Origin of the sequence: Nocardia sp. NPDC004860 (assembly GCF_040609015.1) — a bacterium.
Taxonomy (GTDB): Bacteria; Actinomycetota; Actinomycetes; order Mycobacteriales; family Mycobacteriaceae; genus Nocardia.
The window spans coordinates 129,714-150,400 of record NZ_JBEXJI010000005.1; the positions used below are offsets into that span (position 1 = coordinate 129,714).

A 20,687-nucleotide genomic window follows, 5' to 3' on the forward strand; every position below is an offset into this window, starting at 1 on the left:
CTCACCGAGGGCGAGTCAGGATTTTCGACTGCGGGGGGATTATCTGCAGACGGTGGAATATTGGGTGCAGACCGTCCAGCCGGTGCCATCGGGGCGGGCGACGGGCATCCAGGTGTGGTCCGAACCGGCGGTGCTGAGCCGGTTGGAGGTAGCCGGGTCGGGGGCGGCGGGTTGTGGGGCGGGGTCGACGTATTCGTACTGGTAGGAGTAGCCGTAGGGGTCGGTCGAGTAGGTGATGACGGTGTGGTGGGACGTGCCGGGGGTGATGGATCCGGCCCCGGAGCCGCCCGAGATCGTCGAGCCCGGCGGTTCGGCCGCGGCGATGCCGGCGGCGGTGGCGAACAGGGCTCCGGCCGCGACCAGGCAGGTCAGCGGTTTCCGGACGGCGATCAGAGCGGTGTTGGTGTGCATTGAATGAACCTCCTCGTTCGCCCTAGATACGACACCGGGTTACGTGGAGGTTCGGTAGTTGATCGAACAGTGAAGGCCGACAGCGGATTACGAGATCAGAGGCCGGGTCCGGGCGGCGGCAAGCGGCGCTCGCGGGGGATCAGCAGGAGCAGTAGCGACAGCACCAGCCCGCCGCCGACCAGGTACAACCCCCAGGTCCCGCTGAGCAGATGCCGATAGTCGGTGCGCAGCTCGTGATCGAAGCGCTGGTCGAGCCGCCAGGTCAGCACGCCGAGCCCGGCCAGGCCGACGAGGACGCCGATCCAGCCCAGGATCCGCGATCCGACCAGCGCGGCCACCAGCACCACGGCCGCCACTCCGAGCAGCCCGATGGCCAGGGAGGTCGTGAAGGACCCCGACTGCGCGCCGATCTGGTCCAGTGACCGGCCCGAGGCGAATCCGCTCCGCAGATCGGAGAACTGGACATTCCGCGCGTCGACCGTGCCGACCAGCGGACCGAAAACCCCGACCGCCACCGCGATGGCGGCGGCGAACAGCAGCAGATGAACGAAAGTGCGCATACTCCACGGTATTGCGCTTCCGGTCCCCCGGCACGCCCTCGAACCTTACGGTCCGGAACACGCCGGAGGACCGGCCGATGAATCAGGCGCGACGGTCCACCGCGGCCCACGCGGCCACCGCGACCACACCGGACACCACCGCGACCGACGGCCAGGCGCCGATCTTCTTGGCGAGCGGGTGCGAGGCGCCCATCGCTCCGACGGCGAGCCCGGTCAGCGCGGCCGCACCACCGGTGCCGACCGTCTTGCGCCAGCGCGGGAAGGCGGCCGCCGTGCCCGCCGCGAACACCGCGCCACCGAGCTGACGCTTCTTGGTGGCCTGAGCGAGGGCGAAGCCACCGGTGAGCCCTCCGGCCACCAGCAGCGAGGTCGGTACCGCGGGAATCCCTGCCATTGTCACTACCTCCAACACACAAGCGAACGAATTATCCCCTCGACGGTAACCGGAGCCGATTCCACCGTTTTCTCGGGGCGGCGATCCGCCCGATCAGTCGCGGGCCGGATCCGCCAGCAGCGAGCGGTTCAGCTGCGCCTCGCTGATCGGCGGAACCGGCAGCGGGTGAGCGGCTTCCGCGCGCAGCCCATCGAGCATGAGCGCCAGATTGCGCCGCCAGGCCTCGGGTGCGATGCCCGAGGTCTGCTCCACCACCCGGGTGTGCGACCAGGTGATGAAGGCGATGTCCTCGAGCGCCCAGTCCGCCCGCAGCACCCCGGCATCCTGTGCGCGCGTGATGATTTCGCGCATGACCGCGTGCCCGCGATCGCGTTGCGCGGCGATCTCCGGACTGGGCGCGGCCCGCAGCGCCAGCTCGTTGAGCAACCGGTCGTAAGCCTGTAGCTCACAGATCTTTTCGACGAGATAGACGAACGATTCCCACGGATCATCAAGGGCCAGAGCCTCTTCCGCGATGCGCCCGCCCGCCTGGACGCGATCCTCGACGGCCGCCGCGATCAGATCATCGCGGGCCGGAAACCGGTTGTAGAGCGTGCCGATGGCCACGCCCGCGCGGGCGGCGATCTCCTTGAGCGGCGCGTCGAGCCCGCGTTCGGCGAAGACCTCGCGCGCCGCGGTCACCAGCGCGTCGCGATTGCGGCGGGCGTCGAGGCGGAGGGGTTTCTGCGCGGGCATTCGCCGATCCTACAAATCGGGCAGCGGATTTAAGTTGAGCATAGGCTCAACTTCATGCTAGCGTCGGCCGGGTAACTTGAACCATGGCTCAACTTAGTGAGGAACGAGCATGAGCAAGACCATCGCGATCTTCGGATTCGGGCCCGGCCTGGGCATGGGCGTCGCCCGGCGTTTCGGCCGGGAGGGCTTCCGGGTGGCCGTCATCGGCCGCAAGCCCGGCAAGGCCGAACAGCATGTCGCCGATCTGAAGGCCGAGGGCATCGAGGCCGCGGCCTTCCCCGCCGATGTGACCGACGCGGCGCAGATCGCCGACGCGGTCGCGACCATCCGGCAGACCTTCGGCGAGATCGACGTCGCCCTGCACGGCGCGGCCGGCGGGATGGCCGACCGTATCCCGTCCACGCTGGCCCTGGACGTACCGGACCTGCGCCTGCCCATGGCCCTGAAACTGCACTCCCCCATGCTCGTCACCCGCGCTCTGGTCCCCGGCATGGTCGAGCGCGGGGCGGGCGCACTCCTGTTCTCCTCGGGCTCCTCACCGAACGTGGTGCTGCCCTATCTGTCGAATTTCGGTGTCGCCCTGGCGGCTCAGCGCGGCTACCTGCTGCAGCTGGCCGAGGAACTGCGCGGCACCGGCGTGTATGTCGGGTTGCTGAACATCGGGGTGCTGATCGGCGACAGCGCGGCCGAGCGAATCGTCGACGAGCATCCGGAGCTGGTGCCGGCGGGCGTCGATATCGCGCGCATGACCAATACCGAACTGGGCGACCAGTATTGGGAGATGTACACACGGCGCGACCGCACCGAGGTGGAGGTCGGCTTCACCGCGTGATCCGCGCCCCGGCTGCGGGGGATTCGTGGGATGTGTTGCGGGCGGGCTGAGTCATACGATAAGAACCTGACGAAACACGGTCCGGGGGGCTCCGGGCGCGTCCGTTCACAGAGTTCCGCTCAGCCGCAAAGGAATAACTCGACCATGACCGGTCCGGTCGTCTTCACCAGCTCTTACCACGACGAATCCAACGACGACGGATTCCAGTGGGAGTTCCGTTGTGATCGCTGCAGCACCACGTACAAGTCGCCGTTCGAGCAGAACTACTTCTCCCGCGGCCGGGGTGCGCTGCGTGTGCTGCGCGATCTCTTCGGCGATCAGGTGCGCGCCATCGACAAGATCTCCAATGCCGCGGAGAGCTACTCGAACCACTGGGGCGGCTCCTCCTCCAGCACCAAGGACAAGGCGTTCGCACGCGCGGTCGAGCAGGTGCGCAACGACTTCCGGGCGTGCGGCGGCTGCGGCCGCTGGGTCTGCCACCAGGTCTGCTGGAACGAGCAGGTCGGTCAGTGCACCAATTGCTCGCCGCAGGTGGCGCACCAGATCGCTCAGGCACAGGCCGAGGCCCGCGGTTCGCAGATCCGCGAGGCCGCCTATCAGCAGGACTGGGTGTCCCAGCACGATGTGGCCACCCCGGCCCGGGTGTCCTGCCCGACCTGCGGCGCGCACACCACGGGCGGCAAGTTCTGCTCCACCTGCGGCACCGCCCTGTCCCTGCAATCGAATTGCCGCGGTTGCGGCCATCAGGTCCAAGTGGGTGCCGCCTTCTGCGCCAACTGCGGCCAGCCCCAATAGGTCCCGCCGCGCGGCACGCCACCGGGGAATTCACCCGGATTCGCCCGGTGGTGTGCCACACGGCGAAACCGGTCAGCGGATGCCCGGCGTCGCCGGGTCGGTCCCCACGCAGCCGAGGATGAAGCAGCCGGGCGGCCAGTCTCCGAACGGCGGATACAGCGGCTTGCCGAGGCATTCCAGAATGCCGCAGCCCGGGTAGGCCATCGGGCCGAGGCCCAGAGCGGACAGCGTGGCATCCGGGTTCATGAACATCGGGTCGGTGAGGCTGGTGTCCGGCCGCGGTACGTACGGACCCGGGTCGGGCAGGCTCGGGGTCCGGAACGCGGTGGTGAGCCCACGCAGCACGTCGTGCGGAAAGCTCACCGCGCCACCGGGAACCGTCACACCGGTCCAGCTGACCAGCAGGCCCAGGCTGGGGACGATGAAGTTGTCCTGGCGCATCATCCCGGCCATTTGGAGGGCGTCCTTGGGCAGTCCGGGGAACAGGTCCTCGCAATCCGGGCCGTTGACGGTGATCAGGAAGCCGTAGCAGGGATTGACATCGTTCGGCGTCGTGGCCTCGGCCAGGTAGCCGATGGAGATCAGCTGCCGGCCATGCCAATTGCCGCGATTCACCAGCAGTAGGCCGAGTTTGGCGTAGTCGTCGGGCGGCAGCACCAGATGGGCGTGCCCGTAGGTGTTGCCGCTGCGGTCCCGCGCCCAGAGGTAGTCGGACTTCTCGATGCCCAACGGGCCGAACAGGTTCCGCTGCGCGTACGCCTGGAAGTCCTCGCCCACGGCCTGCTGGATGACATAGACCAGCAGGTCCACGGCCCGCTGACTGTACTGCCAGGTCTCGCCCTGCGGATGCTCGATGGGCATGGCCAGCGCCTGCGCCACCACGTTCGGGTCGAGCCGGGCCAGCCCGGTGACGCCCTCGGAGGCGATGGCGACCTCCATGCCGGAGGTCTCGGTCAGCAGGCTGCGCACGGTGATCGCGCGATGTGCGGCGTCGCCGAGCCCGGCGGGCAGGTAGACGTCGATCGGATCGTCGACGCGCAGTTTGTGTTCGTCCACGGCGATCCCGGCGACCAGGGACACCACGCTCTTGGTGCCGCTCCACAGATTCCAGGCGACACCGCCCGCGCGTTGATTGGTGGGCCCACCGCCGATCAGGCAGTTGTTGCGGAATACCTGGACCGTGAATCGGGTCGGGTCGGCGGCGAAGTCCACCGCCCGCCGCAGCGCGGCCGAATCCAGTCCCACCTCTTCGGGTGTCGCGGTCTCGGGCTGCCGGCCCGCGCTGACTTCGCAGTGCCGCAGGCCATCCGGCTCGGCGCGGCCGATCGGCCCGGCGATCAATGCCAGGGCGGCCGCCAGCGCCGCCACCACGATGCCTGTCACGATTCGCGCCATTCGCCCTCCGCTCCCGATCTTTCGTGAGGCTTCATCGGAGAGCGTGTGGGGCCGTTATCTTTTCGTGACCCGGGACTTTCTGGGGCGATAGTTCTGGGGGCTCAGCCGTTCCGGTGACTCAGCGACGGGCGTCGACCGTGGCGAAGGCGGCCCAGATCAGCGGGGAATGCTGAATTCCGCCGGAGCTGCGCCAGGCGGCCAGATGCGCACGCTGCCACGCGTTGAGAGCGGCGACCGGATCGGGCGATTCGTGGGCGGCGTCGATGGCGCACACCGCTTCCTGGAAGGGGTGCGCGGTGGTCGGCATGCCCGCGAAGCGATGGAAGGCGAGATCGGTGGGCAGTGGCCAGCGTCCGGCCGTCACCACTTCCGCGCCTCCGGTGAGCATGGCCGCGACCAGGCCGAGCGGCTCGGCGAAGCGGAGGTCGCCGCCGCTCTCACAGGCGATCAGGGCGACCCGGCTCGGGATCGGCCAGATTTCGGGCCCGGTGCGCGGCACCGCCTCTCCGTGCCCATTGCCCGAATAGTCATGCCCCGCACCGTCTGTGAGCGCGTGTGTGCCGAGCAGCAGGTCGCGGGCCGAGAGCGGGCGATGGTCACGGTAGGCCGGTGCGCAGCCCGGACTGGCGGCGGTACAGGACAGGTGCAGGGTGGCCGATTCACTGCGGCCGGATTCGGGGGCCGCGGCGGTGACGTGACCGACGTACAGCAGGCGGGCCGCGCCCGCGTGCAGGGTGCGGCTCAGCCAGGCCCGGTCCAGATCGGTCCGGCGGAACGCCGCGAGGGGATCGCCGACGGCCGGGCTCAGCCGATCGGCGGCGGCGTGGGTGGCGACCAGGGCGGCGAGTGGCGCGTCCGCGGCCATCCGGCCCAGTACCGATCCCAGTGCGGAGTCGGCGCGGAAGCCGGGCACCCGCGGATCCAGGATGGCGACCACCGGCAGCGTCCGGGTCTCCGCCCACGACCGCGTCGCCCGGGCGGGCGCGTGCACGATGCCGGTGGGCGCGAGCACGCTCACGTCGGCGATCTCCACCAGCCGCACCTCCGGATCGGGGGCGATGAGCTCCCACGGCACCTGCGCGGTGCGCGGCGATGGCTGGATGCGGATGCGCGGCCGGATGCCCCGCGAATAGAGCTCGTGCAGCCGCACCGCCAGGTTGTAGGGCAGGAAGGTCGACGAGAGGTATTGGGCGAGAGCATTTTCCGCCGGATAGGAGGCCAGTTCACCGGTGGTGAGCGCGGATTCGAGACCACCCGCCACGCCGGGCGCGGGCAGGGCCGCCGCGAACCGGGCCACGGCCGCCGCGACCTGGTCCTCCGGCACCACGCCGACGCCGCCGGGCGCGCTCTCGTCGGTCCAGCGCCAGGTCAGGTAGAGGTCGCCCGCATCGGCCATGCGGACGCAGACGGTGGGGGTCATACGGGTATCACCCGTTCGGCGCGGACGCGACGGCCGTAGCGCTGCTCGGCGGCATCCAGCCAGGCGGACAGGGCGATATGGCCGTCCGGCGGAACGGAGACCCGTGGCGGCGGGCTGACGGGCAGGCCCGCGCCGGCCGCCACCGCCGCGAGCGCGGTGCCGAGTTGCAGCGCGTCCTGAACGGCGGCCGACTCGGACGGCGGTTCGAACGGCTGGAACAGATCGAGCGGCGCGGGCGGTTCCGCGGACAGCCTGTCGATATCCACAATTGTTCCCGCACACTGATTTTCGATGAGATCGGCGACCAGCCGGGCATCACCGGCCAGATACGAGTACCGGAAGGCCAGGCGCAACGCGGGATTCACGATGCGACGGTTCCAGGTGTCGCGCTGGGCGCCGTCGGGCAGCTCGTAGCGGACGGCATCCAGGGCAAGCGCCGCCGGAACCGCGAGATCCACTGCCCGCGCGAGTAATCCGGGCACCTGGGCGACGAGCGGCTCCAGCAGCCCGGCGTGCCAGTAGTCGAGCTGCGCGCAGTGCAGGCCCAGGCCGCGCACCGCGTAGATGACGCGGGCGGCGGCCAGTTCGGATTCGCCCTCCTCGAACCGCCCGGCCGCGAATGCGGTGGTGGCCACGCGGAGTCGCACATCCGCGGTGTCGATGACCGCCCCGGATTCCTCGAATCGGCGCAAAGCCTCGCGATACCGGGCCTGCGCCACCTCCGGCCGACCCCGGTGCTCGGCGATGAATCCCATGACCTTCAGCCCGATTCCGGCGCGATGCGCCGCACCGGCCGCCTCGAAGTGCTCCTGGGCGGCGGCGAGCAGCGGCTCGGCCTCATCGAAAGATCCCGTACGCGTGTACATCAGCGCCAGGTTCTGCCGGGTCTCGGCCACCCCCGCGCTGTCGTTCACCGCCGCGAAGGCCGCCAGCGCCTGACCGGCGAAATCCTGTGCCAGCTCCCAGCGCCCGGTCTCGAAGTGGGCGGCGGCCAGATTCATGAGCGGGTGCCCGACCCGTTCGGGATCGAAACGCCGTGCCGCATCCAGGGATTCGACCGCCAGATCGAGGGCCCGCCACCAGTGCTGCCGATGCAACGCCACCGCTGTGGACGACACCAGGCACGCCAGGCGCAGGTCCCCCGGCGCATCCGCGCGATCCAGCGCCGACCGAGCCCGCTCGAGCGCCTCCTGCGCCCCATCCAGATCCCCGAGGTTCTGCATGGCCTGCGACAACCCGATCAGCGCACCCGGATACATCCGCCGCGCGCCGGAAGACATCTCCCCCAACGCTTCCCGAAACCGCTCCACCGCCGCCGCGTGCTCCCCCAGCTGATCGGTCACCACCGCCACGTCCACCAGCGCGCACAGCCGCAGATCCCCGGTTTCGGTCTCCGCGGCCTGCTCGAAAACCCGCAGCGCCTCCCCCAACTCGCCCCGCGCGACCGCCTCGGCCCCGGCTCGCAGCAATGGGCTCTCCGGTGTGTCGAACCCCGGCTCCACATACGACATATCAGTAGTCCGAATCCGCCTCTGCGGCCGCGATTTCGGCGAGCAAGGGGGACAGCGGCCCGGAGTGGTCGGCGGCCGGGTCTACCGCTGTGCGGAGCCGGGCGGCCGCGAAGTCGCGGATCTGCCGGCGCAGGGCGGCCGCGGTGCCGGTGGCCGGATCATCGGCCGGGGCCGGGCCGGCCTCCGGATCCGGCCCGAAACCGGGGACGTGGATGGCCACCCGGACGGCGGAAGCCGGTGCGGGCAGCACGGATTCGCCGATCCAGGTGTCGTCGGCGGCCCGAAGTTCGGTGTCGAGTTCGCCACGGCCGATATCGATGCGGGCCCAGGGCCGCAGGTGGGCCGGAACCGCATCGGGCAGGCCCGGGTGCGCCGCCACCGCGATGGCCACGCTGGTCGCTCCGGCGTCGCGGACGAGTTCCCAGGACACCGCGGATTCGGAGGCGTCGACCAGCCCGGGCGGGCAGCGGCGCCAGTCCCACCCGCCGGTGCCGCGGGCCAGTACCAGGGTGCCGCCGGACCGGGCCTCGTCACCGGCCGCGAGGGCATAATCCGAAGCGCGCAAGGATGTTTCGAGATAGGTGGGAGCCGGTGGGGCGAGCGCGTCCGCGCCGTCCACCAGCAGTTCGCACTCCTCGGTCAGCAGGGCGATATCGCGATCGAGCAGCGCCGGGTCGAGGTCGGCGATGCCGTCCAGGGTTGACGCCGGCCACCACCGGGATGCCCAGTGCGCGTACGCGAGTCTGCGGGCGCTGACGGCCTGGGACCGGAGCACGGGAGCGGCGGGCACCTCGACCGGGCGCTCGTCCGCGGCCACCGCCGGAACCGGCTGCTCGTCCGCGGTCGCCACCGGCCCGCCCGGCCGGACGGAGTCGAGGGCCAGGGCGGCGGGTTCGCCGTAGAGCGCCCACACCCATTCCTGCGCGGCATCCACATCGTCGATCAGCGCCGCCGGAAGTTCCTGTCCGGCAAGCACACTCCAGATGAGGTGGCCGCCGGCGACCTCGAGCACCATGGAGTCGGGCCCAGGGGCGGCGTGCAGGGCAGCCGGGTCGCCGACCGGGACTATGCCGCGCAACCCGTCGGGGTAGCGGTGGATCGTGACCGCCGAGTTCGTCATCCCACCCTCGATTCCAGATCGCCGGGCTCGGCCGCCGCACCGGCGGCCAGGGCCCGTTTCACCCGCATCCGGTGGTCCAGGATCACCGACCGGGCCACGCCGTCCAGCAGATCCCAGAGTTCGCCGACGGCGTACACGGGGAACTCACGTACGTCCCGCCCGTGCAGTCGCGCCCAAAGTCTGCGCAGGTAGGGACGCCACGGCACGCGCAGATCCGCCGCTATCGCCCCCAGTGGACCGTCGACCGCGTCCACCCGAACCGCCATTCGCCGCGCCTGCAGCACATAGGCCTCGCGCTGCCATCGCCCATTGATCAACCGCGCCGCCGCACCGCCGCTCGAGGGCGCGCCGGGCCGGGTCGGACCGGCTGCGGCACTGGTCAATCCGGCGACGGCGCCCGTCACCCCGGCCGCGGTACCCGCCAGCCCGGTCGAGCCGGCGAGCAGCCCGGCGGCCGTGCCGGTCAGGCCGACGGCCGCGCCCAGCAGACCGGTGGCCGCACCGGCCAGGGTGACAGTGGATCTGGGAGCAGGGGCGGCGTCGCCGTCCGGGGCGTAGCCGATAGGAAGCGATGCACCGAGGGGGCGGAGGTCGACCGCCAGGGTGGCGCCGGTGGCAGCGGCCACCCGGAGGGATTCGTCCAACAGGGCCCAGGGTGCGCAGGCGCGGGCGATCTCGGCGGCAACCAGTTCGGGGATCGCGGGCAGGTCGGACCGTTCGCTGGAGGCTTGCAGAACGGTGAAGACGCGCTCGTGGATGGTGCGGTCCAGGGGCAGGCCGAGGGTGGCGGTGGAGGCCGAGAAGCCCACCTGGGGCGGGAGCGGGAGGGGGTACAGCGTGAGACCGAATTCCTGTGCGGTGCAGCCTATTTCATTGAGCCACAGCCGGATTCCCGTGTGAGTGCCGACGTATGCGTCGATGACGGCGTCGATATCGGCGGGGTCACCGGCGCTGTCGAATCTGGTTGCGGCGCACTCCTCCAGGAGTCCGGCCAGCAGCTCGGAGTGGTCCGGCACCTCGGTCAGCGGGCGCCGTCGCCAGGCGGTCTGGATCAGTTCGGTCAGCTCGCCGACCCGGGCCGGTTCGGACAGGTATTCCTTGAGCGCCTGGGTGGTGCGGCCGGCGGCGAGCCCGTGGATCTCGCGCAGCGCGGCTTCCGCGGCGGGGCGGTCGCCGACCGGGTCGGGCGGGCCCGAGACGGTGGCGAGTTCGAAGCAGCGCTGGAAGTACAGGTCCTGGGCATTGCCCTCGGTGATCCGCAGCGCCCGGCGCGTCTGCTTGAGCAGTGTGAACCAGGCCGCGGTGGCGCGCAGGACATCGGCGGCGGCGTGAATCCGGGTGGCCAGCAACACCGCTCCGTCGGCGGAGAGCATCGAGCCCGCGCACTGCGGGTGCTGAACCGGGCGGATGACCAGCGGATCCAGGATCAGCTTGACGGTCCGCCGCAGGGGTCCGCCGTGCGGTCCGCTCAAGGGTTCGACCCCGTCGAGGCGGCGCCACACCTCATCCAGCACCATGGCCCGCGGTCGTCGCATTCGCCCAGGTTAGCCCAGTTCCACCGCCTTTCGCGTGCCGGAAGTTGGGATCGGTAGGCCGGGTGCCGATTTCTACGGTTCTGGCATCGGTTCCACCACGGAGCCAACATCACGAGAACGAGGAATGACCATGAACTCCAAGCCCGTCCGCCTGACCACCGCCGTCCTCGCCGCCACCGCCGCGGCGGCCCTGCTGGTCACCGGTTGCTCCAGCAACTCGAGCAGCTCCAAGTCCAGCCCGACCACCACCGCCCCCGCGGCCACCTCCGCCGCGGCCACCTCGGCCCCGGGCTCCGCGGCCCCCGCCGGCGGCGCGTCCTCGGCCTCGGTCGGCGGCAAGGCGATCACCGCCAAGTTCGAGACCACCTGCGCCAAGCAGGGCGGCAATCTGGCGCTGGCACTGACCGACAGCGGCAACTCCACCTACGGCACGCTCAGCGCGAGCGCCACCATCACCGGCGACACCACCGTGCAGGCGGTCGGCATCACCGGCACCAAGGGCGGCGACAACGGCCAGCCGTACGCGATCGGCTTCGGCAACGGCATGCCGGGCGGCAACGCCAAGGTGACCAAGAGCGGCAACACCTACACCGTCACCGGCGAGGGCGTCGGCACCCCCGATCTGTCCAACCCCATGGCCGGCCCGAAGACCGAGAAGTTCGAGATCGTCTTCGCCTGCAGCACCATCGTCGGCGGCTGAGCCGGTCCGTCCACCGGCCCCCGACGCGGGGCCCTGTCCTCCCCGCTCGTGCCACCGGGCATGAGCGGGCTCCCCTCCCCCCACGTCTCCGATCCGGAAAGCTCATGAAGAACCAAATCCGCTACGCAGCACTCGCTCTCGGCGTCCTGGCCATCGGCTACTACCTGTGGCACGGCCTCACCTCCGACAGCGTCTTCGGCTGGGTCGGCCCGCAGATGGCCCTGCCGATCATCGCCCTGACCATCGTCCCCATCGCCTTCGCCTTCACCGGCGACGGCATCATGTCGGCCTTCACCGGCAACAACAGCTCCCAGTTCCGCAATGGCCTGGTGGGTCTGGGCACCGTCGAGGGTGTCCGCCAGACCGGTGTCTACCTCAACGAGCAGCCGCAGGTGCGCATCGACTTCCGGGTCGAGGGCGCCGACGGCAAGGTCTTCGCCTCGCACGCCAAGATGATCGTGCCGTTGACCCAGCTGGCGCTGTTGCGGCCCGGCGTGGTGCTGCCGGTCCGCTACCTGCCCGACCGGCTCGAGAAGGTCGAGGTGGACATGTCCGGAGATACCTCCGCGGCACAGGAGGCCATGAACGTGGCCAACATCCGCAAGGGCTTCACCACCCCCGCCAAGCTCGATATCGCCCGGCGCGGCATCGCGGCCCAGGCCGTGGTGCGGTCACTGTCGGTGCCCGGGGAGATCCGCGACGGCCACTCGCGGCTGGATCTGGTGCTGGTGGTCACCCGCCCGGACGGCAGCACCTTCGAGACGCGCACCGAGAAGTTCCTGCCCCCGGCGGCGGTCTCGATGGTCCAGGTCGGCCGCGTGGTGAACGTCCACTATCTGCCCGAGAACGAGCAGGAGGTGGTGCTGTCGCTACCGGTCAACACCGCCAACTGACAGTGGTATCCGAAAAGAGCAGAGCCGCAGGCCCATCGGGCCGCGGCTCTTCGTCATTCCCAAGGTGTCCTTGCCGTACCCGGTCAGGGACGTTCGTAGAAACCGTCGATCCGGCCCCGGGCGTGCGCCCTGGCAGCGGCGAGTACCGCTCGCGGCTTGGCCGATTCAGGAGCGCCGCCGCCGGGGATGGTGACCGGTTCCGTCAGCGCGAAGACCTGGAAGACGTATCGGTGCGGCCCGTGCCCCGGGACCGGACCCGGACCCAGGTATCCGCGCCCCCAGCTCGAGCGCAGCACCTCGACACCGTCGATGGTGGATCCGGAAGCCAGTGCGCCACTGGGCAGTTCGTTGATCTTCGGGTCGAGCAGTGCGAGCGCGTGCACGAACGGACCGCCGAACGGCGCGTCCTGATCCTCCACCACCAGCAGCAGCTGCGCGGTGTCCGCGGGGACTCCCGACCAGGCCAGTGCGGGCGACAGGTCCTGCCCCCCGACCCGTTTCATGGCGTGCCGGACATCGAGCGCCGCCTCGTGCTCGAAATCCGTGCTGGTCACCTCGAAAACGTCACCTGCTGCCAGATTCGGCCGGCACCAGGCCAGGTCCTCGGGCGCGGCGCGCCGGTTCCGCAGCAGTCTGCCGATGATCGCCATTCCGTTCTCCTTGTGGCGGATAGAGCTTTCAGAGCTTGCGGGCGTCCGCTGACAACAGCAGCGGCTCGGCGAAGCGCCAGATCTGCTCGGCGGCATCGAATTCCAGCGACACCGCCGAGCCCGGGCTGCCGGCCCAGCGTTCCGGCACCGGTGTGCCGGGCCAGGTGTGGCCACCGCCGAAGACCGTCCACTCGGATACCACGGTGCCGCCGACGCCCTGGCTCACCGTGGTGCGGGTCGACCGGTCGGTGGTGACGGTATCCCCGGGCCCAGTGCAGCCGTCGAGCTCGCGCCAGTACCGCGCGGACTCCGCCAATCCCCTGGTGCCGCCCCGTGATTCGCCGTTCGGACCGAGATGCCGCGAGTAGCCGCCGGTGATCGGCACCACCGGATCGGCGTCGCCGTTGATGAGCATGGCCGACACCGCGTGCCCGGGCCGGATCCCGGTCAGCGCCTCCGGCAGCCCGCCCGCGACGGCGGCGAAGACCGCCACCCGATCGCCGGCCTCGAGGGCCATCCGGTGCGACATGAACGCACCGTTGGAGATGCCGGTGACGACCGCGCGATCGTCCTGGGTGTCGAATTGCGCAGCGCACCAGTCGATCACGGCCCGCAGGAAGGCGATATCGTCCACGCCCGCCTCGTCCGCCGTGGTGACCCCGCGACCGTCGGCCCAGCAGCCTTCCCACCCGTCCGGGTAGGCGACCCCGATCCCCCACTCGTCGGCGTGCCGGGCGAAGCTGGTCCAGTCGTACATGAGCCGCTCGGTCGCCGACGGCCCCTGGTTTCCGTGCAGCACCACCACCAGTGGCGCGTGCTGCCGCCGCGGTGGGCGCACCCCGAAGGTCCGGCGCAATCCATCGATGCTCAGTTCGCCTTCGACCAGGTCAGCGGCCACAGTCGTCCCTCCTGCCAGGACGGCGCGGCTCGATGTCCCGCGAACCGAACCCATGTTCACCAAGTGCGGCTGTCATGGTAGTTCAAGTCGATTGTCCGGCTGGACCGGATATTCCGGCGGCGCGAGGGCATGCCTGTCGAGCAATCCACTCCCACCCCCTGTGTCGAACTACCAAGGGGCCCCAACCCGAGGCGTCGCACCGAACCCTCAACCCGACCCGACCCTCTGATCCCGCACCGTCGACGAACTCGACCTGGGAGGAGATGCCGGCCGACGGGCTGCGCGTAGTGGACCGAACGTGCATGTTCGGCCGATCATGGAAGTTGCTTTGGGCCAATATGTTCGGACTATTGGACGGGCTGGGTTGCGCTATGTAGCGTCGGAGGACGCCGGAGGTGCACGACCGGGTCGGGGGCGGGTAGCACTGCTGGTGTGGGGCGTGTGCATCGACGAAGGAATGGAATTCGACGTGAACGAGACCGGACCGGTGATCCGTACCGATATCCCGCATTCGGCGCGGATCTGGAATTTCTGGATGGGCGGCAAGGACAACTACGAGATCGACCGGGAGGTCGGTGAGCAGAGCCTGAAGATCGATCCCGACATCGCGACCATGGCGGTGCAATCGCGCGAGTTCCTCATCCGCGCGGTCCGCCACCTCGCCCGCGAAGCCGGGATTCGTCAGTTCCTCGATATCGGCACCGGTCTGCCCACGATGCAGAACACCCATGAGGTCGCCCAATCTGTGGCGCCGGAAGCCAAGATCGTCTACGTCGACAACGACCCCCTGGTACTCGCCCACGCGCGCGCGTTGCTGACCGACACCACCGCTGAGGGTGTCACCACCTATATCGAGCGCGACTTCCACGATCCCGAGCAGATCATCGCCGAGGCCCGCACCGTGCTGAACTTCGACCAGCCCATCGCGCTGATGTTCATGGGGGTGCTCGGGCACGCCCGCACCTACGACGACATGCTGCGGATCGTGCGCACGGTTGTGCAGGCAGTACCGTCGGGCAGCTATCTGGTGCTGTGGGACGGCACCACCGACAGTCGGCCGTACGTGGAGTTGTGCGAGGAATACGCCAAATCCGGCGGCGTCCCATACTACCCGCGTACCCAGGAGCAGATCCGGGCAGCCTTCGACGGCCTGTCCCTCGACGAGCCGGGGTTCGTGCGCATCACCGAATGGCGCATCAACCCCGCCCGAATCGGCGAACCCGCCCCGATCGCCGCCTACGGCGGCCTCGCACACAAGGCGTGACCGTCCTGCACTCGAGCAGGAAAGGCACCCGCAGCCGGCACGCTCACTCGAAGGTGTAGTGCGCCTCGTCGATGACGGCCTCGAATCCGATGGCGCGGTAGATCTTGTTCGAGGTCGGATTGTCGATGTCGGCGTACAGGCAGACGTCGGCCCCGGTCTCGCGCAGCCGACGGGAAACCTCCGCGACCAGTGCCGAGGCGTAGCCGTGGCCGCGGGCGGCCCGGGGCGTGAAGACCGGCCCGATCCGGACCCAGCCGTTCACCGGGACCTGGTGCGCTGTCAGGGACACCGGTTTTCCGTCGTCCTCCCACAGCCACCAGCGTCCGGCCTCGATGCGGGCGCGGATTCCTTTGTCGTTCATGGCCAGGTGCTTATCGCCCAGTTCGCGGGCCATCTCGGCGAGCCAGCGCCCGCTGACATCGATATCCGCCGCGGTGGCGGGGCGAGCCTTGCCGGGGGGCGCAAGCGGCGGGCGCAGCGGCCCGAGCCGGTACAGCCGCGCACCGTGGTCCGCGTGATAGGCCCTGCCGCGCAGCGCACTCCACGCCGCCGCGAACGGCGCCGCCACGGGCTCGGTGCCGTGCACGTCGTCGATCTGCGGCACGAGCTCGGCGAACCGGGTCACCAGGAGCGGCACCGCGTCGGTCGGCAACTGCCCCAGCCACACTCCGCGTCCGGCGCTCCGCATGGCAACGCCCACAACGTCATCCGTGTGCACCGACGCGAAACAGGAAGGCTCACGGGCGATGGTGAGACCGGCGATCTCATTGGCGAGGACCGTCGACATCACCGTGTGCCGCAAGGGATCACGCCCGATGAACCCGGCCACCCGCCGCTGGAATTCCACCGGATCGCTCGTCATCTCCACCCGCACCGGCCCAACCTAACGCGACGATCCGAGAGGTCACAGCCGAATCGCCCGGCAATCAGAAAATTCCCGAAACGATCTGTCGTGGTGGCCGTGCCGATACCGCACCGCCGGATTCGAACAGCGTGCCGCCGGGGTCGCGGTGATGCTTCGCCTCGGGCCGGATCTATTGCCCGGTGAGGTCCAGGCGGAACTGGGTGGGGGTGGTGGCGGTGTTCGCGCGGAAGAACTTGGTGAAGTTGGCCGGGTCGTCGAAGCCGAGGCGGCGGGCGCATTCGGCGGTGGTGACCGGCTCGTGGGCGAGCAGGCGTTTGGCTTCGAGGGTGACGCGGGCGTTCAGGTACTGCTTGGCGGTGGCGCCGATGGCCGATTGCACGGCGCGCGAGAGGGTGCGGGGCGAGTAGCCGAGTTGGGCGGCGTACCAGGCGACTTCGCGGGTTTCGGAGTGGTACCGCTCGGCCAGGCGGGCGAAACGGTCGAAGAGATCGGTGGGGTCGGGCAGGGCGGGCAGACCCGCGGCCAGCCGGAGCGTCACCGCGCTGAGCAGGTGGTGCAGGATGGCCGTGTTCGGCGGATCGACGGCGTATTCACTGGTCAGATGTTCGAAGGCGGAGTCGGTCAGGGGATTCGCGGTCACCACCGGGGGTGTGGCCGGGGACGGCAGATGTCCGAGGGCCGCGGCGGGCACCAGTTCCGAGCGGCACAGGATGAGATCGCCCTTCAGCTCGGCGATATCGTCCCAGCGGTGGGTCCAGCCGGGACGGATCCAGGCGACCGTGTCCGCGGCCAGGTCGTGCGCGACAAAGTCGATGGTCATACGCCCGCTTCCGGCGGTGCAGCGGGCCAGGACGTGGAAGTCGCCGCGGATCACCTCGCGACCGGCGGCCACCGGCATGCGGCGCAGCTGGTCGAAGGTCAGCAGTTCGAGACCGGTGGGCGAACCGGCCGTCGGCGCGTACTGCAGTGTCCGGATGGGCTGACCAATTTTGACCATGAGCGGTGCCGAATCTACCGGGCCGGCCCGCGTTTCGGGCCGATACCGCCGAGCCTCGTCCCGACGGTCCGGGGTGGTCTGCCAATATCGCCGCCCTGGTGCCGGCGGCGTTCTGAAAGGTGTTACCGGCCGGTCTATTTGATGGCGATGGGACTGATCGGGCTCCCCACCGCACCTGGGATCCGCAGGGCGGGTGCGCACAGCAGGAAGTCGTGGACGCCGTCCTCGGCGCAGTCGCGGGCCAGGGCTTCGAGGTTCCAGATCTCGCCGAGCGGCAGTCCCATGTCGCGCAGCGCGAGCATGTGCAGCGGCATCATGACGTCGTCCTCGGGGCGCATCACCTCGACGGCCGGATTGTCCACCGCGACCGCGGCGATGTCGTGCTCGTGCAGCCATTCCGCGCAGCGCCAGCTCAGGCCGGGGCTGCCGCTGAACCATTCTGCGGCCCTGCGGGTTTCGAGAAATCTGGTCCACCATCCGGTGCGCACCAGCAGGATGTCGCCGGGGCGCAGCTCGACGTCCTGCGCGTCCGCCGTCGCCTGCAGGTCCTGCGGCGTGACGACGGTCCCCGCCTCGAGCCGATCCAGGTTGTGGTGCCGGGCCACGTCCAGCAGCACGCCGCGGCCCACCACGCCGCCGCGCTCGGCGACGTGTTCGATGCCGAGCTTGGCGGCGCCGAAGCTGGTGACGGCCGCGGCCGGATAGCCGTTGTAGAGCAGGCCGTCGTAGTACACGTGGGAGAGCGCGTCCCACTGCGTGGCCGTCTGCAGCGGCATCATGATGTAGTCGTCGTTGTAGCGCATCGGGCCGGCGGCGTACATGCCCGCCACCTGTGCCTCGTTCCGGCCGCCCCAGCCGTCCAGGGCGGTGGCGAGGCCGGCGTCGCCGCCGTCCACGGCCATGAGGTGGATGGGGTTGCGCCGGAAGCCGCTCGAGCCCTGCGGTCCGTACGCGTCGAACGGGATGCCCAGCTGGATCGTGCGGCCCGCGCGTGCCCGGGTCGCGGCAAAGGCGATGCGGTCCGGGGTCAGCAGGTTCAGGGTGCCGAGCTGGTCGTCCTCGCCCCAGCGGCCCCAGTTGCGGACGCGCTCAGCGACTTTGCGCCATTCTTCGGTCACGGGCACCTCCACTACGACGGGTGATTCGATCTTCACTCGGTGCGGCCGGACCTGTCGAGGACCGGTCCCGGTCGCCGGTCTGGTTGGATGGGCGCAGTGACCAGCGTTCCCTTCCGTCTGATCGGCGACCAGCGTATGGACCGGGTGATGCCGGCCTGGGCCGAACACTATCCGCAGTTCGACACGGTGGTCGGCTACTCGGATCTGGGGTGCGCGTTCCTGATGAGCAGCCGGACCGGCGAGTACGGGATCCTCGATCCGTACAGCCCCGGCGTGAAGCCGTACGGCGTCTTCACCGAGATCACCGAGTTCGTCAGCCGGGTCCTGTTCGACCCGAACGTCATCACCTATGTCCTCCAGCCGGGGCACGTCGCCGAGATCCGCCGGCGCCTGGGCCCGCTCGCCGACGACGAGGTGTACATCGCCACCCCGTACCCGTTCCTGGGCGGATCGGAGACACCGGACGCGTATCAGAAGGGCGGCGTCTGGGTGTTCTTCGATCTGGTGGCGCAAGCCCACGGGATGGAATGACGGCGGTATGGTCGGGGGGTTGCCCGCCGAAAGGGAGTGATGGCCATGCCGATTCGTCGCAGGTTCGCAGCCGCGGTCTGGCAGGCCGCACTGGCCGCGGGCATGCTGAGCGCCTGCGCCGCGCTGACCGCCACCCTGACCGTGACGGCGGCGCCGGCCACGGCCGACAACAATGATCTCGGGCGGCTGAGCGGGATCGAATTGCTCAATGGCGCATGGTCTTTCGACAGGGCCGCCGGGTCGCTCGGCTTCACCTACACCACCGTCGATCAGCGGGAGAGTCCGGCCCGGGCCGGCGCGGCGCTGTATCTGCCGTCGGGGCTGCCGCCGCAGGGTGGCTGGCCGCTGGTGGTGTGGGCGCACGGCACGACCGGGATCGGCAATGACTGCGCGCCCTCGCATCGGCCACAGTCGGATCGAAATCGCAGCTATTTCAACCAGATTCTGGACCGGGGCTACGCCGTGCTGGCGCCCGACTATCAGGGTCTGGGCACCGGCGGCAATTTCAGCTACTACAACGCAGCGGTCGAGGGCCGCTCCATTCTCGACTCGATCACGGCCGTCCGCGGTCTGCCCGTCCCGCTGTCGGCGCACTGGGTGCTCATCGGCCAGTCCGAAGGCGCGCACGCCGTCATGAGCGCGGCCGCCCTGTACGCCCGGAACCCGGCCGCCGTCCGGGGACTCACCGGCGTGATCGCCACCGGCTTGCGCACGAATCCGGCCAAGAGCCTGCGTGAGATGTTCCGCCGCGGCACGACCGGCTCCGAGAACCAGGTCGGCTACGCGGGCTACTATCTCGCCGCGCTGGAGGGGCTCGCGCCCGGCACCGTGACCCCGTACCTGTCCGACTTCGGCAGGCAGTACGTGGAAAAGGCTGCCACCGCATGCCTTTCGGATCTGGTGGCCGCCGCCGGGGGCCGCCGTCCCGAGGCGCTCGTCGCCGATCCGGACAACCCCACCCCGACCTTCGAGGCCGACATCAGATCGCTGGTCTCCTATCAGGAGGACCTGGTCCCCGCCGATCTCATGATCGGCTACGGCACCGCCGATATCGACGTCCCCCCGGCCGACACCCCCGCGTACGGTGCCGCCCTCCAGGACCACAGCCCCTGGGTGCGCGTCACGGTCACGGCCTACCCCGGCAAGGACCACAGCGGCGCGTTCCTCGCCTCCCTGCCCGACGCGCTCACCTTCCTGCAATCCCACCTCCCCTGACCCCGATGTCACTCCTCGGGCTCCCGCTTCGTCATTCGGGTAAGAGCACAGCAAACCTGAAAGGACGTGGCTCCCATGAACCTCGCCTACCACATCGTCGGTGTCGTCTCGGCCCTCTGGATCGGCTTCTCCGGGTACTCCCTGTTCACCGAGCAGCAGTTCGTCGTGGACCCGCTGATCGACTACGGCGTCCCGCGCACCTGGTGGAACTGGCTGGCCCTGGCCAAATCGGCCGGTGCGCTGGGCCTGGTGGCCGGTTTCTTCCTCCCGCCCCTCGGCATCGCGGCCGCCATCGGCCTGATCCTCTACTTCACCGGGGCCGCGGCCACCACCATCCGCGCCCACTCCTACAAGACCACCCCCTTCCCCCTGCTATACCTGGCCCCCGCCGCCGCCACGCTGGCCCTGCAATTGGCCCGGTGAGCCGCGGCCGGTGCTAGCGTCGGCCCATGCCGAGCCGACGCGATCTGCAACACGCCATGGTCACGACATTTCAGCGGAGGGTGGCCAACCCGATCCTGGGCCGCCTACCCATCCAAACCCTGCTGGAGACCACCGGCCGGGTCAGCGGCCGCCCCCGCCTCACCCCCGTCGGCGGCCGCCGCTCCGGCGCGTCCTTCTGGCTGGTCTCCGAATTCGGCACCCGCTCCCAGTACATCCGCAATATCGAAGCCGACCCCCGGGTCCGCCTCCGCCTCCACGGCCGCTGGTACACCGGCACCGCCCACCTCCTGCCCGACGACGACGCCATCGCGCGTCTGCGCACCCTCCCGAAGGCCAACAGCGCAGCCGTCCGAGTGATGGGCACCGACCTCCTGAGCGTCCGCATCGACCTGGATTGAGTCGCC

General features: G+C 69.9%; 23 protein-coding genes. 9 read left to right on the forward strand and 14 right to left on the reverse strand.

The genetic code is table 11. The features are described from left to right. Positions 1-39 precede the first annotated feature (39 nt). The 4 genes from ABZV44_RS13360 to ABZV44_RS13375 form a co-directional block, all read right to left on the reverse strand. Positions 40-411, reverse strand: coding sequence for a hypothetical protein (locus ABZV44_RS13360; RefSeq protein ID WP_354835559.1), 372 nt, complete (start codon positions 409-411; stop codon positions 40-42). Positions 412-506: 95 nt separating this feature from the next. Further along, complete coding sequence (locus ABZV44_RS13365; protein WP_354835561.1) at positions 507-971, reverse strand: hypothetical protein; 465 nt, start codon at positions 969-971, stop codon at positions 507-509. Between the two features lie 82 nt (positions 972-1,053). Further along, complete coding sequence (locus ABZV44_RS13370) at positions 1,054-1,365, reverse strand: hypothetical protein (RefSeq protein WP_354835563.1); 312 nt, start codon at positions 1,363-1,365, stop codon at positions 1,054-1,056. A gap of 93 nt (positions 1,366-1,458) precedes the next feature. Then, entirely contained in the window at positions 1,459-2,100 is a 642-nt protein-coding gene (locus tag ABZV44_RS13375) for a helix-turn-helix domain-containing protein (RefSeq protein WP_354835565.1), read from the reverse strand. 109 nt (positions 2,101-2,209) lie between these two features. Here ABZV44_RS13375 and ABZV44_RS13380 point away from each other — a divergent pair, with 109 nt between their 5' ends. Both ABZV44_RS13380 and ABZV44_RS13385 read left to right on the forward strand, forming a co-directional pair. Beyond that, complete coding sequence (locus tag ABZV44_RS13380) at positions 2,210-2,932, forward strand: SDR family oxidoreductase (protein WP_354835567.1); 723 nt, start codon at positions 2,210-2,212, stop codon at positions 2,930-2,932. Between the two features lie 144 nt (positions 2,933-3,076). Further along, positions 3,077-3,727, forward strand: a complete 651-nt coding sequence (locus ABZV44_RS13385; RefSeq protein ID WP_354835569.1) for a zinc ribbon domain-containing protein — start codon at positions 3,077-3,079, stop codon at positions 3,725-3,727. A 72-nt stretch (positions 3,728-3,799) separates the two neighbouring features. Here ABZV44_RS13385 and ABZV44_RS13390 read toward each other — a convergent pair whose 3' ends face one another. The 5 genes from ABZV44_RS13390 to ABZV44_RS13410 form a co-directional block, all read right to left on the reverse strand. Beyond that, the gene (locus ABZV44_RS13390; protein WP_354835571.1) at positions 3,800-5,122 is read right to left on the reverse strand and encodes a serine hydrolase; all 1,323 of its coding nucleotides are present in this window, start codon (positions 5,120-5,122) and stop codon (positions 3,800-3,802) included. Between the two features lie 118 nt (positions 5,123-5,240). After that, positions 5,241-6,542, reverse strand: coding sequence for a hypothetical protein (locus tag ABZV44_RS13395; RefSeq protein WP_354835573.1), 1,302 nt, complete (start codon positions 6,540-6,542; stop codon positions 5,241-5,243). Then, entirely contained in the window at positions 6,539-8,053 is a 1,515-nt protein-coding gene (locus ABZV44_RS13400; RefSeq protein WP_354835575.1) for a tetratricopeptide repeat protein, read from the reverse strand. The genes ABZV44_RS13395 and ABZV44_RS13400 overlap by 4 nt, the downstream gene beginning before the upstream one ends. 1 nt (position 8,054) lies before the next feature. Beyond that, positions 8,055-9,173: a hypothetical protein gene (locus ABZV44_RS13405; RefSeq protein WP_354835577.1), complete on the reverse strand. Its 1,119-nt coding sequence runs from the start codon at positions 9,171-9,173 to the stop codon at positions 8,055-8,057. Continuing rightward, positions 9,170-10,690, reverse strand: coding sequence for a hypothetical protein (locus ABZV44_RS13410; protein ID WP_354836002.1), 1,521 nt, complete (start codon positions 10,688-10,690; stop codon positions 9,170-9,172). Before ABZV44_RS13410 ends, ABZV44_RS13405 begins: the two co-directional genes overlap by 4 nt. A gap of 148 nt (positions 10,691-10,838) precedes the next feature. Between ABZV44_RS13410 and ABZV44_RS13415 the strand changes: the two genes are divergently transcribed. Next, positions 10,839-11,408, forward strand: coding sequence for a lipoprotein LpqH (locus ABZV44_RS13415; protein WP_354835579.1), 570 nt, complete (start codon positions 10,839-10,841; stop codon positions 11,406-11,408). A gap of 104 nt (positions 11,409-11,512) precedes the next feature. Next, a complete protein-coding gene (locus ABZV44_RS13420) occupies positions 11,513-12,301 on the forward strand; it encodes a hypothetical protein (protein ID WP_354835581.1) in 789 nt (262 codons plus the stop codon). A gap of 83 nt (positions 12,302-12,384) precedes the next feature. Here the strand turns inward: ABZV44_RS13420 and ABZV44_RS13425 are convergent, their stop codons facing one another. Continuing rightward, a complete protein-coding gene (locus ABZV44_RS13425) occupies positions 12,385-12,951 on the reverse strand; it encodes a YbhB/YbcL family Raf kinase inhibitor-like protein (protein ID WP_354835583.1) in 567 nt (188 codons plus the stop codon). Between the two features lie 28 nt (positions 12,952-12,979). After that, a complete protein-coding gene (locus ABZV44_RS13430; protein WP_354835585.1) occupies positions 12,980-13,849 on the reverse strand; it encodes a hypothetical protein in 870 nt (289 codons plus the stop codon). A 469-nt stretch (positions 13,850-14,318) separates the two neighbouring features. Between ABZV44_RS13430 and ABZV44_RS13435 the strand changes: the two genes are divergently transcribed. Then, entirely contained in the window at positions 14,319-15,113 is a 795-nt protein-coding gene (locus ABZV44_RS13435; RefSeq protein ID WP_354835587.1) for an SAM-dependent methyltransferase, read from the forward strand. 43 nt (positions 15,114-15,156) lie between these two features. Here the strand turns inward: ABZV44_RS13435 and ABZV44_RS13440 are convergent, their stop codons facing one another. The 3 genes from ABZV44_RS13440 to ABZV44_RS13450 all read right to left on the reverse strand — a co-directional run bounded on the left by ABZV44_RS13440 (position 15,157) and on the right by ABZV44_RS13450 (position 18,093). Then, a complete protein-coding gene (locus ABZV44_RS13440) occupies positions 15,157-15,987 on the reverse strand; it encodes a GNAT family N-acetyltransferase (protein ID WP_354835589.1) in 831 nt (276 codons plus the stop codon). Between the two features lie 160 nt (positions 15,988-16,147). Beyond that, on the reverse strand, positions 16,148-16,975 hold the full coding sequence (locus tag ABZV44_RS13445) for a helix-turn-helix domain-containing protein (RefSeq protein WP_354835591.1): 828 nt from the start codon (positions 16,973-16,975) through the stop codon (positions 16,148-16,150). 134 nt (positions 16,976-17,109) lie between these two features. Next, positions 17,110-18,093 (reverse strand): cyclase family protein, encoded by a 984-nt coding sequence (locus tag ABZV44_RS13450; protein WP_354835593.1) that lies wholly within the window; start codon positions 18,091-18,093, stop codon positions 17,110-17,112. A 96-nt stretch (positions 18,094-18,189) separates the two neighbouring features. Here ABZV44_RS13450 and ABZV44_RS13455 point away from each other — a divergent pair, with 96 nt between their 5' ends. From ABZV44_RS13455 to ABZV44_RS13470, 4 genes are all read left to right on the forward strand, one after another. Next, positions 18,190-18,624, forward strand: a complete 435-nt coding sequence (locus ABZV44_RS13455; RefSeq protein ID WP_354835595.1) for a T6SS immunity protein Tdi1 domain-containing protein — start codon at positions 18,190-18,192, stop codon at positions 18,622-18,624. Positions 18,625-18,669: 45 nt separating this feature from the next. Beyond that, positions 18,670-19,839, forward strand: a complete 1,170-nt coding sequence (locus ABZV44_RS13460; RefSeq protein ID WP_354835597.1) for a lipase family protein — start codon at positions 18,670-18,672, stop codon at positions 19,837-19,839. Positions 19,840-19,914: 75 nt separating this feature from the next. Next, on the forward strand, positions 19,915-20,262 hold the full coding sequence (locus ABZV44_RS13465) for a DoxX family protein (RefSeq protein ID WP_354835600.1): 348 nt from the start codon (positions 19,915-19,917) through the stop codon (positions 20,260-20,262). A gap of 26 nt (positions 20,263-20,288) precedes the next feature. Beyond that, positions 20,289-20,681 carry a nitroreductase/quinone reductase family protein gene (locus ABZV44_RS13470; RefSeq protein ID WP_354835602.1) on the forward strand — a complete coding sequence of 131 codons (393 nt, stop codon included), beginning with the start codon at positions 20,289-20,291 and terminating at the stop codon, positions 20,679-20,681. Positions 20,682-20,687: the final 6 nt, after the last annotated feature.